The sequence below is a fragment of the Paenibacillus sp. JDR-2 genome (assembly GCF_000023585.1).
Taxonomy (GTDB): domain Bacteria; phylum Bacillota; class Bacilli; order Paenibacillales; family Paenibacillaceae; genus Pristimantibacillus.
Window position 1 is genome coordinate 1,739,306 of sequence record NC_012914.1, and the last position, 15,312, is coordinate 1,754,617.

The 15,312-nt window shown below is 49.2% G+C and carries 12 protein-coding genes; all 12 read left to right on the top strand.

Annotated elements, in window-relative coordinates; genetic code table 11:
* Window positions 1–280 precede the first annotated feature (280 nt).
* Window positions 281–1,660, top strand: a complete 1,380-nt coding sequence (locus PJDR2_RS07565; protein WP_015843075.1) for an ABC transporter substrate-binding protein — start codon at window positions 281–283, stop codon at window positions 1,658–1,660.
* A 380-nt stretch (window positions 1,661–2,040) separates the two neighbouring features.
* Window positions 2,041–2,922 carry a carbohydrate ABC transporter permease gene (locus PJDR2_RS07570; RefSeq protein WP_015843076.1) on the top strand — a complete coding sequence of 294 codons (882 nt, stop codon included), beginning with the start codon at window positions 2,041–2,043 and terminating at the stop codon, window positions 2,920–2,922.
* Complete coding sequence (locus PJDR2_RS07575; RefSeq protein ID WP_015843077.1) at window positions 2,922–3,779, top strand: carbohydrate ABC transporter permease; 858 nt, start codon at window positions 2,922–2,924, stop codon at window positions 3,777–3,779. Before PJDR2_RS07570 ends, PJDR2_RS07575 begins: the two co-directional genes overlap by 1 nt.
* A gap of 24 nt (window positions 3,780–3,803) precedes the next feature.
* Window positions 3,804–5,624 carry a cache domain-containing sensor histidine kinase gene (locus PJDR2_RS07580; RefSeq protein WP_015843078.1) on the top strand — a complete coding sequence of 607 codons (1,821 nt, stop codon included), beginning with the start codon at window positions 3,804–3,806 and terminating at the stop codon, window positions 5,622–5,624.
* On the top strand, window positions 5,621–7,243 hold the full coding sequence (locus tag PJDR2_RS07585; protein ID WP_015843079.1) for a response regulator transcription factor: 1,623 nt from the start codon (window positions 5,621–5,623) through the stop codon (window positions 7,241–7,243). The genes PJDR2_RS07580 and PJDR2_RS07585 overlap by 4 nt, the downstream gene beginning before the upstream one ends.
* Before the next feature lie 26 nt (window positions 7,244–7,269).
* Window positions 7,270–8,877 (top strand): glycoside hydrolase family 3 protein, encoded by a 1,608-nt coding sequence (locus PJDR2_RS07590; protein WP_015843080.1) that lies wholly within the window; start codon window positions 7,270–7,272, stop codon window positions 8,875–8,877.
* A 232-nt stretch (window positions 8,878–9,109) separates the two neighbouring features.
* Window positions 9,110–10,462: an adenosylmethionine--8-amino-7-oxononanoate transaminase gene (gene bioA / locus PJDR2_RS07595; RefSeq protein WP_041614080.1), complete on the top strand. Its 1,353-nt coding sequence runs from the start codon at window positions 9,110–9,112 to the stop codon at window positions 10,460–10,462.
* A gap of 5 nt (window positions 10,463–10,467) precedes the next feature.
* Window positions 10,468–11,217: a dethiobiotin synthase gene (bioD, locus tag PJDR2_RS07600; protein WP_015843082.1), complete on the top strand. Its 750-nt coding sequence runs from the start codon at window positions 10,468–10,470 to the stop codon at window positions 11,215–11,217.
* Between the two features lie 5 nt (window positions 11,218–11,222).
* Window positions 11,223–12,221, top strand: a complete 999-nt coding sequence (bioB, locus tag PJDR2_RS07605; protein ID WP_015843083.1) for a biotin synthase BioB — start codon at window positions 11,223–11,225, stop codon at window positions 12,219–12,221.
* Window positions 12,222–12,233: 12 nt separating this feature from the next.
* Complete coding sequence (gene bioF / locus PJDR2_RS07610; RefSeq protein WP_015843084.1) at window positions 12,234–13,406, top strand: 8-amino-7-oxononanoate synthase; 1,173 nt, start codon at window positions 12,234–12,236, stop codon at window positions 13,404–13,406.
* Window positions 13,406–14,155, top strand: a complete 750-nt coding sequence (locus PJDR2_RS07615) for an alpha/beta hydrolase (protein ID WP_015843085.1) — start codon at window positions 13,406–13,408, stop codon at window positions 14,153–14,155. The genes bioF and PJDR2_RS07615 overlap by 1 nt, the downstream gene beginning before the upstream one ends.
* Complete coding sequence (gene bioC, locus PJDR2_RS07620; protein ID WP_015843086.1) at window positions 14,118–14,948, top strand: malonyl-ACP O-methyltransferase BioC; 831 nt, start codon at window positions 14,118–14,120, stop codon at window positions 14,946–14,948. The genes PJDR2_RS07615 and bioC overlap by 38 nt, the downstream gene beginning before the upstream one ends.
* Window positions 14,949–15,312 lie beyond the last annotated feature (364 nt).

Below are 15,312 nucleotides of genomic sequence, written 5' to 3' on the forward strand. Positions count from 1 at the left end.
ACGTCAGGTTCTGATGAGCAAGGAAATGAAGAATGGAGAGCCTTTTATAAGGCAATCCGAGCCCACATTGAGGATATGCGTAAGTAATAGGTGATTTATCATTACACAGCTTGTCGGTAATAGTAACCCGAGAAGCTGTGTTTTTTTATCCCTGTTTCGAAAAATAATAGAATTGTATCCCTCATCGGGCTTATTTTCGACCTCCCGAGCAAGGAATTATTGAATCTATAATAAGGGTGCAAGGCAAACAAGCAAGATCATATCGAGGAGGTCTTCTTAAATGAAAAAAAGTACTTTGCTCACCGCCACTTTGCTTGCTGCATTCACCATGGTCGCTTCGGCCTGCGGATCGGACAATAATAACGGCGGCAATAAGACTCCTGCAAGCACAGAAGCTTCGCAAGAGCCAGCAGCTACAACAGAAGCAACCCCTACTCCGGAAGCGAAAAACGTAACGTTGTCCCTGCGCCATACGCAAATTAAAGAGACGAGCAAAAACCGGTTGAAAATTCTCGAGGATGTTGTTAAGAAAACGCAGGATGAGAATCCGGGCCTGACCTTCAAGCTGGAAGGCATCGACGAAGTTGTCAACCGCGACCAAAAGCTGAAAGCGGAAATGACGGCAGGCAACCCGCCTGATATCTTCGAAGTGTTCGGCGGCGCCGACCTGAACCTGTATGTAAAAGCAGGACGCATGCTCGACTTGACGCCAATCATCGAAGAGCTTGGCATTAAAGACAAATTCGCCAGCCTTGACGAGTTCACGGTTGACGGTAAAGTATACGGCTTGCCATTCGGCGGCTATTCGGAAGGTATTTTCTACAATAAGAAAATCTTCTCCGATCTTGGTCTCTCCGTTCCGACAAGCTGGGATCAACTGCTCGAAACAGCCGACAAAATCAAAGCAGCAGGCATCACGCCGCTTGGTCTGGCAGCAAAAGACGGCTGGGTTAACGGCATGCTCTGGAACACCGTTATGGAGCGTAACGTAGGCATCGATGCGATCAACAAACTTGTTACCGGCGAAACCAAATGGACGGATGAAGGCTTTGTCAAAGGCTTCACGGACTACGCAACGCTTGTAAACAAAGACTACTTCACGAAAGGTGCACTAGGTCTTGCTTATGCGGATCAAGGCGCGCAGCTCCTGTCCGGCAAAGCAGCCATGGTATTCACAGGCACTTGGGATGCTAACCGCTTCACAGGCGACGAAGCTGGCGACCTGAAAGGCCAAATCGGCTACTTCAACTTCCCTTCGATCGCAGGGGGAGCAGGCGACCAAACGTCGATCAATGCATCGTACTCGAACGGCTTTGGCTTCTCGGCTAACCTGAATGAAGATCAAATTGCAATGGTTAAGAAATTTATCACTAACTTCTTCAACGAAGAGATCCAAAAACGCACGCTTCTCGAAGACAAGGTTCTTCCTTCCATGAAGCTGTCCGACCTGTCCGGCGTAGATCCGCTGATTTCTGAAGTGCTGACGGTTATGGCTAACGCTTCGACTTCCTGGAAAGCTTATGACGCTATCGTTCAACCTGCCGTAGGCGCTGTTGTAAACGTAGGCCTGCAAGAGCTGATCGGTAAGGTGAGCAAGCCTGAGAAGGTTGCTAAGGATATTCAGGCCGCACAAGATAAGGCGAACGCTGCTGCGAAGTAAGGATTAGAATAGATCGAATCGCATGATGACCGCTGCGCGGAAGTATCATTCTTCCGATCGCCATTGCCACCGAATTTCTTCATTAGAATCCGCTTCAGCGGATGAAATTTCGGATGGCAAAAGCGAACGTTAAAAGCTTTCTGAAAGAAAGCTACTTCGGAAGCATAAACTTTTCTCCAGAATGATACTTCCGCTCCGCTATGACGTCGCGAGAAGATCCATTTTTAAAACAACTTCACTGGCAAGGGAAATAGGAATGGGAAAAAGCTAAGGTTTTCTGCGAACCTTAGCTTTTTTACAGAAACCCACCTCTAATCGCGGTCGCTCATCTTCGAATGGCTTCGATAAAAGGTTTTTTAAAGGAAGCAGGAGGCGAAGTTATGAACAAGGCTCTCAGAAATCCGTATACTTATATCGCGTTCATCTTACCAACGCTTGTATTGTATGCTTTGTTTTTTGTATATCCGGTTATCGTATCGTTTGTTTACGGATTTTTTCAATGGGACGGTATTACGCAAAAGGTGTTCATCGGCCTGGACAATTTCACCCGGTTGTGGAAAGACCATGTATTCTTGAAGTCGCTTACGAACAATTTCTACTTTATGGCGTTCTCCCTGATTGTGAATATTCCGCTCGTCTTCCTTATCTCGATTCTGATCAGTAAGGTAGGCCGTATGCGTGACTTTTACAAGTCGGCCGTGTTTGTTCCCGTCGTTATCTCGACGGCAACGGTCGCTATATTGTTTGGCGTGTTGTACAACTACGATTCGGGACTTATCAATCAATTCATCCGTCTGGTCGCGCCGGACAGCTGGGCACGCGAATGGCTGTCGGATCCAAAGCTCGCGATGCTCTCGATTCTGATTGCAAACGCCTGGCAGAATATCGGCTTCTTTATCGTCCTATGTCTGGCTGCGATTCTGAACATTCCGAAGGAGATTGTCGAAGCCTCCAAAATTGATGGCGTCAATGGCTGGAGCGAGACTTGGCTTATTACGCTTCCGCTGATCCGCCCCGTGTTGTTCGTTATGCTGCTCCTCACGGTATCGGGCACGATGAAAGTGCTTGATATCGTTCAGATTATGACGAACGGCGGTCCTTTCCAATCGACCGAAGTTATGTCCACGTACATGCTGAAGGTTGGCTTCCGCTCGATGGAGCTTGGATACGGCAGTTCGATTGGCGTTACGATGTTTATTCTGATTCTCGTGCTTACGGGCATTCTGCAAAAACTGACGAAGCATGAGGAGGTGCAGTACTGATGAATGCAGCAATTACAGGCCTGCGCAGAGGGAAGTTCTGGATTCATTTTTCCTTGATCGCGTACATTATCGCAACGCTATTCCCGCTCGTGTGGCTGCTAATGTCCTCTTTCAAGACGAGCCGCGAGATTACGGTTAATACTTGGGCATTCCCGAAGCATTTCAACTTTGACAACTACCGGCAAGCCTGGGAAACGGCAAAAATCGGTTTATACGCCTTAAACAGCGTTAAAGTTACGGTTATCGCTTGTCTTGTAACGCTGCTCTTTGCAGCAATGACATCCTTTGCTTTGTCCCGCATGAAATATTCCCGGATGAATAAAGCGGTGTACCAGTTTATCCTGTTCGGCCTGCTTGTCCCGCCGGGAGCGCTGTTCATTCCGCTGTACCGTTTGATTCAGCAAATGAGCCTTGGCGGCATCCATTTATACAATTCGCATGTTGGCCTTATTTTGGTATACTGCACATATGCATTACCCATAACTGTATTTATTATTTATGCATTTATGTTATCTATTCCGGGTGAGCTTGAAGAGGCGGGAATTATGGACGGGCTTACGGCCGGCGGCTTATTCGTCAAGGTTGTATTGCCAATCTCCTTGCCCGCTCTCGTTACGGTAACGATTCTTAATTTTATCGGCAACTGGAATGAATACATTTTATCCCAATTATTTATAACATCCGAATCGCTCCGCACGCTGCCGACGGGCATGGCCAGCTTTAATGACGGTTACCGTACGAATTTTGCCGCATTATCGGCTGCAGTCATTATGAGTATTGTTCCGGTGCTTGTTGTGTACTTCTTCTTGCAGAAGCAAATTATCGAAGGCATGACGGCGGGGAGCGTGAAGGGCTGAGGATGACCGGAAGGGGCCCGCTAGATGAACTTGAGACCGAAATTGATGCTTGCTTTTATTTTTCTGGTTGTGGTTCCGATGATTGGACTTGGCATCGTGTCTTTTCTTAATACGGAATCCGTGCTGGAGAAAAAGTACAGCGAGCAGACCGAGATATCTCTCAAGGCCGTCGGAGGGAATATCAAGTACTTCTTCAAGGAGCTTGATCAGCTCTCCGACGGTAATCTAACGAGCTCCGAGGTGCAGGATACGCTGAATTACTCGAAATATTATTCCAGCGATGATGCCAGCACCCTGATTGCCATTAACCAATCGGAGAAGGAAATGAAGCGGATTCTGTTCCAGCATCCGGCTGTCAGTTTTGTCGTGCTGTATGCGATGGACGGTACGATGTTCCGCGCCTTCCGCAATGACCCGACAACGTTCCGGCCGATTGCCTTCGAGGCGCTAAAGGACCAGCCCTTATATAATGAAACGATCAAATTGGGAGGCCGTCCGAAATGGATTGGCCCTTACGAGCATCAGGAACTGACAGGGGTGGAGCCGCCTCTGTTTACCCAGCTCAGGCTTGTCAAAGATTATGAAACGCTTGCGGATCTTGGCCTTATGATCACGCAATATAAGACTGAAGAGGTCTATTCCATGCTGAATACCTTCCTCAATCCGGAAGCGGAAGGCCCCAATTCCAGATATGTCATTGTGAACTCCGAAGGGCTTGTCATGCTGGACAGCGGCAAGCATTTCGAAGGAACGAATATATCGGAATATTCCAGTGCTTTACCGCAAAATACAGCTGATTATTCCAGCGCAAGACTGCGTTTTAACGGAGAAGACAGCCTTGTCTCTTCTTATAATCTCGGCTTTAACGACTGGGTGCTCGTATCCGTAAAATCATGGGATATGCTGACGAACGAAAACGAACGTTTTGTTCAATGGATTGGGATGATTACGATCTTATGCATCCTGTCGGCCATTCTGTTTAATATCTTTTTCGTGAACCGGGTAGCAAAAAGCATCATTAAGGTCGTCCGTAAAATGCGTCTCGTTGAGCAGGGTCTCCTCGATATCCGCGTGAATGCGCAGGGCAAGGATGAGACGGTGCTTCTCGCCAACAGCTTCAACAGCATGGTACAGCGGATTGGCGATCTGCTCACGGAAGTGCGTACGGAGCAAGAGCGCAAGCAGCATGCCGAGATGATGCTGATGCAGGCACAGATCAAGCCGCATTTCTTGTTCAATACGCTGGAATCCATTAATGCGCTAGCCGCCCAGAATGAAGGCGGGAAGATTATGATGATGGTGCGGCGCCTCAGCAACCTGCTTCGAACAAGCATGCATCATAGCGAAGAGATTTTCCTCAGCCAGGAGATCGAGCATGTCCGCAGTTATTTGGAAATTCAGAAATACAGATTCGAGGATTTATTTACGTATGAATTAAACGTATCGGAAGAGGCGTTTGAATATTCGATTCTTAAGCTGACGCTTCAGCCGCTTGTTGAGAATAGCATTCAGCATGGCTTTGAAGGGCTGGAAGACGGGGCGGGTATGATCACGATCGAGGTTACCGTTGAAGCCCATCAGATTGTTATTTTGGTCAGCGATAACGGACATGGAATGAACGAGCAGACGCTCAAAAAATTCGCCGAACGAGAACAGCCGCTGCCAAGCGGGAAACGGCGCAATGCCGCAGAGCTTGGAGAACGGCGGGGACTTGGGCTCCGCAATGTGGCGGATCGCCTTCGTATTCATTATGGTCCATCTTACGGATTAAGGATTTGCAGCGCAGAAGGATATGGCACAGTTATACGCTGCACCATTCCGAAGAACAGAGGTGAACGATTATGAACGGCAAAGTATTGCTCGTAGATGATGAACCGCACATTACCCGAAATCTCGAGAAGGTTATTCCATGGGAAATGCTTGGCTTAACCGTTGGCGGAACAGCAAAAAACGGGGTGGAGGCTCTAGAGCTTCTGGAATCGGAATCGTTTGATCTTGTCCTATGCGATATTCGGATGCCGGTTATGGACGGGCTGGAGCTCGTTAGGCATATTCGGGAAAAAGGAACGGAAAGCGACATCATTATGCTATCCGGCTATCAGGATTTCGCTTATACCCGGGCAGCCATTCAATACGGCGTGAAGGATTATGTCTTAAAGCCTATCCCTTATGACGAATTAACGGGAGTTATTGCCCGGGTAATGGCCAATCAACGGCAGAAGAAGAAGCAGCAAAGCGAAGAGCAGCAGAAGATCGGCCGAATGATCGACCTCGCGAGCGAGAAGGTTTTATACGATATTTTGATGGACTATACCGAGGTCACTAGCGGCAACTGGCTGTTTACCGGGGAAGAGCAGGAGCTGGATAAGAAGTATGTCCTGATCGTGCTTGATCTCGACGTCAGCTCGGAGCGGACCAAGGACTGGCGGGAATGGTCGGATAAGGAGCGGAAGCTGTGGAACTTCGCGGTCTGTAATGTGCTGCGGGAGAGGCTTCAGCAGAACGGTCTTCATCATGCGGTTATCCAAATCCGAGACGGCGAATGGTGCGTGCTTATCGAATGCGAGACGACGTTAGCTTATAATTTGAAGCAAATTACGCTGTGGACGGAGCTCTTGCTCACGGCGGTGAAAAATCACGTCAAATTATCGCTGTATGCCGGTATTTACCGGGATTATGCGGATGTCAAAGCATTGTCGCAGGCGTACAAAATGGTTCAGCAAGGCATGCAGCTTACGCCGGTACAGGAGCAGATTTCCGTCTACCCGAATGATTGTGCGGGGGCTTCGAGAGAAGACCAGGCTTTCTGGGATACTTCCGAGAAGCTGATAGGAGCTGTCAAACGAGGCGACACATCGGTCGTTGACGAGGAGCTTAAGCATCTGACTACCCAGCTGCAGATGATGAACGAGACATCTCTCGGACGTTTTAAGCCGATGCTGCATTTCTTTGTGCTTAACCTGATGCGCGAGACGAAGGAAATGGGGATTTTTTCACGGGAGCAGGAGGATCTTCTCTGGCTGAAGCTCGACCGCAGGTTTGGCATTAAGGATCTGCTGTCGGTCATCTTGCAGGTGACAAAGGCCGTTGCCGAGAAATCGACGGATAAGAAAAAACAGTCCGAACGTTCCATGGCGGAAGCCAAATCGTTTCTCGGCCGCAACCTGTACCGGGATTTGAGCGTAGAGGAAGCGGCAACTCATGTCGGTTTAAGCACCTCTTATTTTAGTCTGCTGTTCAAACAAACCTATAACGAAACCTTTATTGAATACGTGACCCGCGAACGGATGGAGAAGGCAAAATCGCTTCTCGCCGATACGATGAAAAGCATTGCGCAGATCGCCAAGGAAGTGGGTTATGCGGAGCGGCGGTATTTTACGAAAGTCTTTATGAAGTATACCGGAGAGAACCCGACGGATTACCGGGGCAAGCATCAGCAGGTTCAGGAGGAGCAGGAAAGCTAGATTAGCGGGGGAAAGAGGGGAAGGTAATGGGAGAATATAATGGGAACAGCTGGTCGCTAAGGGAGAAGGTCGGACAGCTGTTTGTATTCGGATTTCACGGCTATGAACCTACGGAAGAGATCACTTCGTTAATCGAAAAGTATGGCATCGGCGGCACAATCTATTTCGGACGAAATGTGCGCGATGCCAAGCAGGTTCATCAGCTGTCCAGCTCGCTGAAGAACATTGCCGGTCGTGCCGGCCGGCCCAATATGCTTGTCGCGATTGATCAGGAAGGCGGCATGGTGGCCCGCATTGTGAACGGGGTCACGCTGATGCCCGGCAATATGGCGCTTGGAGCAACGGGTTCGGCTGAGGGAGCGGGCGAGACAGCCCGCGTATGCGGCGAGGAGCTTCGCTTGCTAGGCGTTACGATGAACTATGCGCCATGTCTCGACGTTAATAATAACCCGGATAATCCGGTTATTAATGTCCGTTCCTATGGCGACCGGGCGCAAATTGTCAGTGAGCTGGGGAAAGCTGCCCTGCTGGGCTATCAGGCGTCAAAGGTAGCGGCAACGGTAAAACATTTCCCGGGCCACGGCGATACCTCGGTAGACTCCCATCATGATTTGCCGGTGCTGCCTCATAGCCGGGAGCGGCTGGATGCAATCGAGCTGGCACCGTTCCGTGCGGCAATTGCGGCTGGAACGGCGGCTATTATGACGGCGCATGTCTGCCTGCCGGCGCTCGACCCATCAGGGAAGCCTTCGACTTTGTCTCAGCCGGTTTTAACCGGTCTGCTGCGTGAAGAACTAGGCTACAATGGGGTTATCGTCACCGATTGTCTCGAGATGGATGCCATCGATAGATTTTACGGTCCGGCGAATGGCGCGGTACAGGCCATTCAAGCCGGAGCGGACATGATTCTCGTCAGCCATACGTATGAAAAGCAGGTGGCTGCGCTTGAAGCCGTGGTGGCTGCGGTCGAGAACGGCGAGTTGTCCGAGGAGCGGATTAACGAATCGCTCGCCAGAGTAATGCAGCTGAAACAAGATTATGAGATCGAAATGCCTCTTGCGGCTTGGGAGGAGGTTGAGCCAAAGCTTGCAACCTCCGGCAACCAAGCGGTTGCACGGAAGTGGAGCGAAGCCTCTGCTACTCTAGTAAAAAATGAAGGCGCGCTGCTTCCGCTGCGCCGGGAAGCCCGTACTCTCGTGTTGTGGCCGGATATCAAACCGGTATCCGTTGCGGATGAGATGTTATCGGGAGACGGTACGCTTGGCGATTGTCTGAAAGTTCGGCTTGATCAGGTTGAGGAGCGTTTGATGAGAGGCGAAAATCCTCTTGCGGATCTGGATGCATTCGAGCAGATTGTTGTGGTTACTTACGATGCGACAAAACATCCGATTGAGCGCGAGATCGCCGAGCAAGTCATAAGGCTGGCAGGCGACCGCACGGTTGCAGTGTCTGTCCGCAACCCGCTTGATCTGAAGGTATATCCGGATGCGAAAGCCTATCTGGCCGTATACGAATGCCGTCCGCTTGCTCTGGAATCAGCCGCCAAGGTATTAACCGGCGAGTTGAAGCCAACCGGCTCGCTGCCGCTTGAGCTATCTGCGCAGTACCCGTTTGGATGGAATGTACCGCTGTAAATAGAGAACCGCCTCTGATGGTCATGATTGACCTTCGGAGGCGGTTTTTTTATGCAGGTTATGCTATATGAAACTCAATCCGAATCTTTTATTCCCTTTGCTAGCTAAAATCACTATGTAGTCCAACCTCTTGTAATCTCTTTACATCGAATTATCGATCTGCTAGTATAACTAATTGTTAACCTAACTTATTCTATTTAGGTTAACAATTAAAATGCGGATGGTGAACATTATGCTAACGGATTACGAACGACTTGCTAATCTCAATAAGGATTATTTGTGGAATCCTTTCACTCAGATGAAAGATTATATATCTTCTGACCCTCTTATCATTGAACGCGGTGAGGGAATTAAACTCTATGACGTGCAGGGACGCGCTTATTACGACGGTTTCTCATCTGTCTGGCTTAATGTACATGGCCATAATGTGCCGGAGTTAAATCAGGCGATTACGGATCAGTTAAGCCGTGTTGCTCATTCAACCTTACTCGGAATGGCGAATAGACCCGCAATTGAGCTTGCAGAGAAACTGGCGGGCATTGCGCCGAGTGGTTTAAATAAAATTTTCTACTCCGATTCAGGAGCAACCGGAGTTGAGATTGCAATTAAAATGGCGTTTCAGTACTGGAAAAATAGAGGGGTTAAAAGTAAAAAGACTTTCATTACAATGAATCAGGCTTACCACGGGGACACGATCGGGGCCGTGAGCGTCGGCGCGATTCCTCTCTATCACGAAGTTTTCCGCCCAATGTTATTCCCTTCGCGCATCATTCCCTATCCTAACGCTTACCGTCATGAAGGTGGCGGGAAGATGGCCTTGGATGCAACGCTAACCGCTCTTCGCGATCTGCTCGAAACGAGCGCGGAGGAGATTGCGGCACTTATCGTAGAGCCGATTGTTCAAGGTGCCAGCGGCATCATTACGATGCCGCCAAACTGTTTGCGCGAGATGGCAGCCTTATGTCGGAAGCATGACGTGCTCCTGATAGCCGACGAGGTAGCAACCGGTTTCGGCCGGACAGGTGCTATGTTTGCCTGCGATATCGAAGAGGTTAGTCCGGATTTGATGGTTGTCGGAAAAGGACTTACCGGAGGCTATTTGCCCGTGGCAGCGACGCTGGCAACGGATGAAGTATACCAAGCCTTTTACGCCGATTACGAAGAACAAAAGACTTTTTTCCATGGGCATTCCTTTACGGGTAACCCGCTTGGTTGTGCAGTTGCTTTGGCAAGCTTAAAGCTCATGGAAGAGCGCAAGATGATTGAAGGGGTAGGGGCAAAGGCAACATTCGTCGAGCAAAAACTCTCAAAGCTAAAGGACCGGCCGCATGTTGGAGATATTCGGCAACAGGGACTAATGGTAGGTATTGAACTCGTCCGAAATAAGGCTTCGCGCGAGCCTTACGAGTGGGCAGAACGGATAGGCGTTCGCGCAACTCAGCGAGCCAGGGAGCTTGGGATGCTGACAAGGCCGCTTGGCAATGTGATGGTCTTTATACCTCCGCTTGCCAGTACGGAAACCGAACTTGATGCTATGACGGATATTTTGGCGAAGTCCATTATTGACGTTACCGAAGGCGGTTAAGCGGAATGAACAAGTCTATTGCGCAAACAAACCTGTCTGGGCTATTCGTGACTGGTACGGATACCGGGGTTGGAAAAACAATAGTGGCAGCAGCTATTGCCGCTTCGCTTCGTGCCGAAGGGTTAAACGTAGGCGTATGGAAGCCCGTCCAATCAGGCGAAAAGATCGGCAGCGGACTGACCGATGCCGAAAGACTTTTGCATCTTGCGGGGATAGAGGACCGACCTGAGGTCGTTGCCCCTTTTACATTCGAAGCCCCGGTAACTCCGATGCTCGCTGCCAAACAGTCCGGAGTAACGCTAACCTTAAGTGAGCTTATTACTGCGGGAGAACCACTCATTGATCGTTACCAGGCTTTAATCGTGGAAGGCGCCGGTGGCGTCGCCGTACCGTTGACCGAAGACGCCTTTGTGGCGGATTTCATTTATCAACTTCGGTTGCCCGCGTTGATCGTTGCCAGATCGGGACTTGGTACGATTAATCACACGCTTTTAACCGCTTCTTACCTTAAGCAATTCGGAGTCCGCATCATTGGCGTCATTATGAATGACATTGATAATGCAGAGAAGATTAGCGATCCGAGCATTGCGAATAACGCTGAGCTAATCGAAAGATACAGCGGACTTAAGGTCTTGGGCAGATTGCCTCACTTGCCTAACGAAGTGGATTCGGAAACGTTGATACCTATTTTTCGAAAAAGAATAGATCTCGCACCAATCAGAGAAGCATTAGCAGTTCAAACAATGGGAGGATGATTGAGATGGACAGCAATATGGCAACTGCAAAATGGCAATTCCTTGCCGCTAAAGCATTGAACGGTGGATGTTTGACGTTAGAGGAGGGGCTCTCGGTACTTGAAGCCGACAATGATGAAGTGCTTCTAATCATGAATGCCGCATTCACGGTGAGAAAATATTTCTACGGCAAAAAAGTAAAGCTGAACATGATTATTAACGCTAAAAGCGGACTTTGCCCCGAGGACTGCGGCTATTGCTCGCAATCAATCGTTTCGACGGCGCCGATCCGAAAATACACGATGCTCGATAAAGAAACGCTGCTTGCCGGTGCACGAGAAGCATTGGCTCGAAAGGCCGGGACCTATTGCATAGTAGCAGCCGGGAAAGGACCCACGGATAAAGAGCTTAATCAAGTCGTTGACGCCGTTAAAGAAATTCGGGAGACGATGCCGCTGAAAATTTGCGCATGCCTCGGCATTCTTAAGGATGAACAAGCGAAACGTCTTGCCGAGGCGGGGGTACATCGTTACAACCACAATCTGAATACGAGTAAAGCCAATTACCCTTCCATCACGACGACCCATACTTATGATCAACGCGTTGAAACCGTAGAGAAGGTAAAGATGCACGGCATGTCTCCTTGCTCCGGAGTTATTATCGGCATGGGCGAGACTGATCAAGAAATCGTTGAAATGGCTTTTGCGCTTCGCGAACTCAACGCGGATTCGATCCCGATTAATTTCTTAAACGCGATTCCGGGGACTCCTATGGAGCATGCGGACCGCACCTCATCGATGAAAGCTTTAAAGGTATTGGCTTTATTCCGATTGATTTGTCCATCTAAAGAAATTCGCGTAGCCGGCGGCCGCGAAGTAAATCTCCGAACCCTGCAGCCTTTGTCTCTATACGCTGCAAACTCCTTGTTCGTTGGCGATTATTTAACGACGGCGGGCCAAGAAGTGACGGCCGATCATCTTATCATTGAAGATTTGGGATTCGAAATCGAGTTAAACGCTCTGTAAGGCGGTGACACCATGAAATGGATGGAACAGGAACTCCGTTTATTATCAGTAGCTTCACTGGAGCGTTCTTTGCAGGATAGCAGTATCGACCTAGAATTTCCCGGTTACACGGTGCGGAGCGAACGTGCATTGCTTAATCTTTCTTCCAATAATTATCTTGGGCTCGCGGGCCATCCCGCCATCATCGAAGCGATGAGGGAAGCCTTGTTATCCGAAGGTGCCGGATCAGGGGCTTCACGTCTGGTAACTGGCAACCGTGCGCCTTACAGACGCTTGGAGCAAGCGCTGGCAGAGTGGCACGGCAGTGAAGCTGCACTCGTAATCGCGAACGGTTATATGGCTAACATTGGCGTAATTGGAGCGCTAGTTGGCCGCGGAGATGTGGTGTTTAGCGATCGTTTGAACCATGCAAGCATCGTTGACGGAGTTGTGCTCAGTCGTGCGCAGCATATTCGGTACCGTCATAATGACATGGAACACTTACGGACTTTATTGAGCAAGTACCGCGATTGCAGGCGGAAGTTGATTGTAACGGATGCGGTCTTTTCCATGGATGGCGATAAAGCTTGCCTCAGCGAACTCGCTCTACTAAAGCAAGAGTTTGGGGCAATGCTTATGGTGGACGAAGCGCATAGCGGGGGGATTTACGGAAGGCGGGGCGAGGGATTGTGCCATAATCTTGGACTGCAGGACCAAGTCGACATTCATATGGGGACGTTTAGCAAGTCATTTGGTGTTTACGGCGCTTATATTTGCGGCAGCCGTACATTAATTCGGTGGCTGGTTAATCACGCTAGACCGCTCATTTATTCAACGGCTTTGCCGCCTTCTCTCGTGGCCGGGATTTCCAAGGCTTTAGAGTTGGTCATTTCGGATCACTGGCGCCGGGAAAGATTGTTCGAAGCAACTCGAATATTCCGGTCTTCTCTTAGCCAATCCGGTTTCATAATCGGCGACGGCGACTCGCCAATCGTACCGTTGATCGTGGGAAATAATGAAGTTGCTTTGCGTTTTAGCCGCGAGCTTGAAACACAAGGGATTGCTGCGGTAGCGATTCGCCCTCCGACCGTTCCCGATGGTACAGCCCGCATTCGGTTTTCGTTATCGGCCGTACATTCGGACAAAGAACTGATGGATGCAGCCGATTGCATCCGCACTATCGGACATCGAATGGGGGTGCTGTGATGAATGAATTAGAGGGAAACGGTACTATCCTTTGGTTGACCGGCTGGAGCATGGCGGGTTCCGTATTCGACAGGCTTCGGGAAGCGTTGCCGGATTTTCATCATGCAGCCGTTGATTATAGTGAAGCAGAATCACAAAGGGAAATGATCCTTCTTGTCGAGATAGCCGCACAAAAAATAAAGCCGCCCTTGCTAATCGGAGGCTGGTCCCTTGGCGGTTTGTTGGCATTAAGACTCGCTGCCAAGGGATTAACGGACGGCCTGTTGCTATTTGCGGCAAACGCTCAATTTACTCGTCCCAAAGAGGAAGCCGATCGCGGATGGGCGGATGCCTACGTGAGGCAGATGGGCGCCGGACTTTTGAGAGACCGGGAATCGGTAGAAACAAAATTTCGACAAATGCTGTTTACAGAATTAGAACGCGAGATGAAGATTGATCAGAATCTCCCTCCTGGCGGTGTCTGGACGGTTCAGGCATTAAACGCCGGATTGCAGGTTTTACGCAAAGAGGAAGTCTTGTCTCGATTGAGCCATATTCGTTGTCCGATTTTTTTGGTTCATGGCACGGAAGATGAAATCTGCCCTTACGGAGCAGCATTGGAGCTTGCTTCATTAATTCCTCATGCCAGACTGGAGTCTATACCTGCTAGCGGTCATGTACCGTTTCTAGGAAGGGAAGAGGACATTGCAAAACGATTCAGGAGTTGGTGGAATGAACAATCCAAAGACGGCAATTCAGCGTCAATTTAACCGGAGTGCTGCGGGCTCCTATGACATTCATGCCGATGTACAGCGTACGATGGCAGCTGAGCTTGCAAAGTCGATCATTGAGCGGAATAGCAGAGGAAAGGCAACCGAACCAAAAATACTGGAAATCGGCTGCGGTACAGGTCAATTTACGGAGCTATTGTTGAACCAGTGGCCGCATGTTTCGATTACAGCGCTAGATCTAGCACCCGCAATGATCCATACAGCAGAACAACGATTTAAGTCTAGACAATCGGCAAACATACGGTTTCTTCAAGCCGATGTGGAGATATGGGCTGTCGAGGCCCCATCGGATTCCTTCGACCTCATTGTTTCCAACGCCTGCTTTCAATGGCTAAGTCATCCAAGGCAAACGATAAGTCACCTGAAGAGGTTCCTTCGAGAGGGAGGCTCCTTGGTATTCACGACATTCGGGCCGAATACGTTTCTAGAGCTACATCAAGCTTTTGCCGAAGTTTATCATGCTTATGGAATGGAGCCGCAGCGGCATGGATTATCCGTTCTGTCAACTAATCAATGGGAAGAAGTGCTTGCGGAGGCTGGGTTTTCTACTATTTACTGTCAGCAGGATACTCAGAAGGAGACGTATGCTTCCCCAAGAGATTTCCTTCGATCCATAAAATCAATGGGTGCAAGTCATTCTGAGGCGATCCCAATTGATGGGCTAAGCCCCCGCAAACTGTTCAATGAAATGTATAAGGTTTATGAGGAGAAGTTCAACATGAAGGATGGTATCGTTGCCACATACGAGTGGCTTTTGATTTATGCAGGATAGCCATTGGAATGGAACTCTGAGTTTAGTAATATTAATACTAATTATTATATTCGCGCTCATTAGCATCAGTAAATCACAAAAGCGGCAGCAGATCGGAGGATCTGCTGCCGCTTTTGTTAAAGAAAGGGAAATTTAAGTAAATTCAGCTCTACATAAGGGAATTTGCGTTGAATGTGCCAGTGCACAACTGGATAAAAAAGCTCTTTGTCATGTATTAACGCGTGATTGAAATATTCTACAAGAACGTTTTTGCTAACTGGGAACTTTAGTTTAAAACAATAATCGGCAACAGATCTATGATCCGCTGCCGGTTTATTGTTGAAGTAAGGACAGGGTAGTTCCAATATGTGGTATTATTGAACCG

Bases quoted from the DNA above. Each gene is read 5' to 3' on its own strand.
- PJDR2_RS07590 (WP_015843080.1), top strand. From the start codon at position 7,270: ATGGGAGAATATAATGGGAACAGCTGGTCGCTAAGGGAGAAGGTCGGA.
- bioC (WP_015843086.1), top strand. From the start codon at position 14,118: ATGAACAATCCAAAGACGGCAATTCAGCGTCAATTTAACCGGAGTGCT.
- PJDR2_RS07565 (WP_015843075.1), top strand. From the start codon at position 281: ATGAAAAAAAGTACTTTGCTCACCGCCACTTTGCTTGCTGCATTCACC.
- PJDR2_RS07585 (WP_015843079.1), top strand. From the start codon at position 5,621: ATGAACGGCAAAGTATTGCTCGTAGATGATGAACCGCACATTACCCGA.
- PJDR2_RS07575 (WP_015843077.1), top strand. From the start codon at position 2,922: ATGAATGCAGCAATTACAGGCCTGCGCAGAGGGAAGTTCTGGATTCAT.
- bioB (WP_015843083.1), top strand. From the start codon at position 11,223: ATGGACAGCAATATGGCAACTGCAAAATGGCAATTCCTTGCCGCTAAA.
- bioA (WP_041614080.1), top strand. From the start codon at position 9,110: ATGCTAACGGATTACGAACGACTTGCTAATCTCAATAAGGATTATTTG.
- bioD (WP_015843082.1), top strand. From the start codon at position 10,468: ATGAACAAGTCTATTGCGCAAACAAACCTGTCTGGGCTATTCGTGACT.
- PJDR2_RS07615 (WP_015843085.1), top strand. From the start codon at position 13,406: ATGAATGAATTAGAGGGAAACGGTACTATCCTTTGGTTGACCGGCTGG.
- PJDR2_RS07580 (WP_015843078.1), top strand. From the start codon at position 3,804: ATGAACTTGAGACCGAAATTGATGCTTGCTTTTATTTTTCTGGTTGTG.
- bioF (WP_015843084.1), top strand. From the start codon at position 12,234: ATGAAATGGATGGAACAGGAACTCCGTTTATTATCAGTAGCTTCACTG.
- PJDR2_RS07570 (WP_015843076.1), top strand. From the start codon at position 2,041: ATGAACAAGGCTCTCAGAAATCCGTATACTTATATCGCGTTCATCTTA.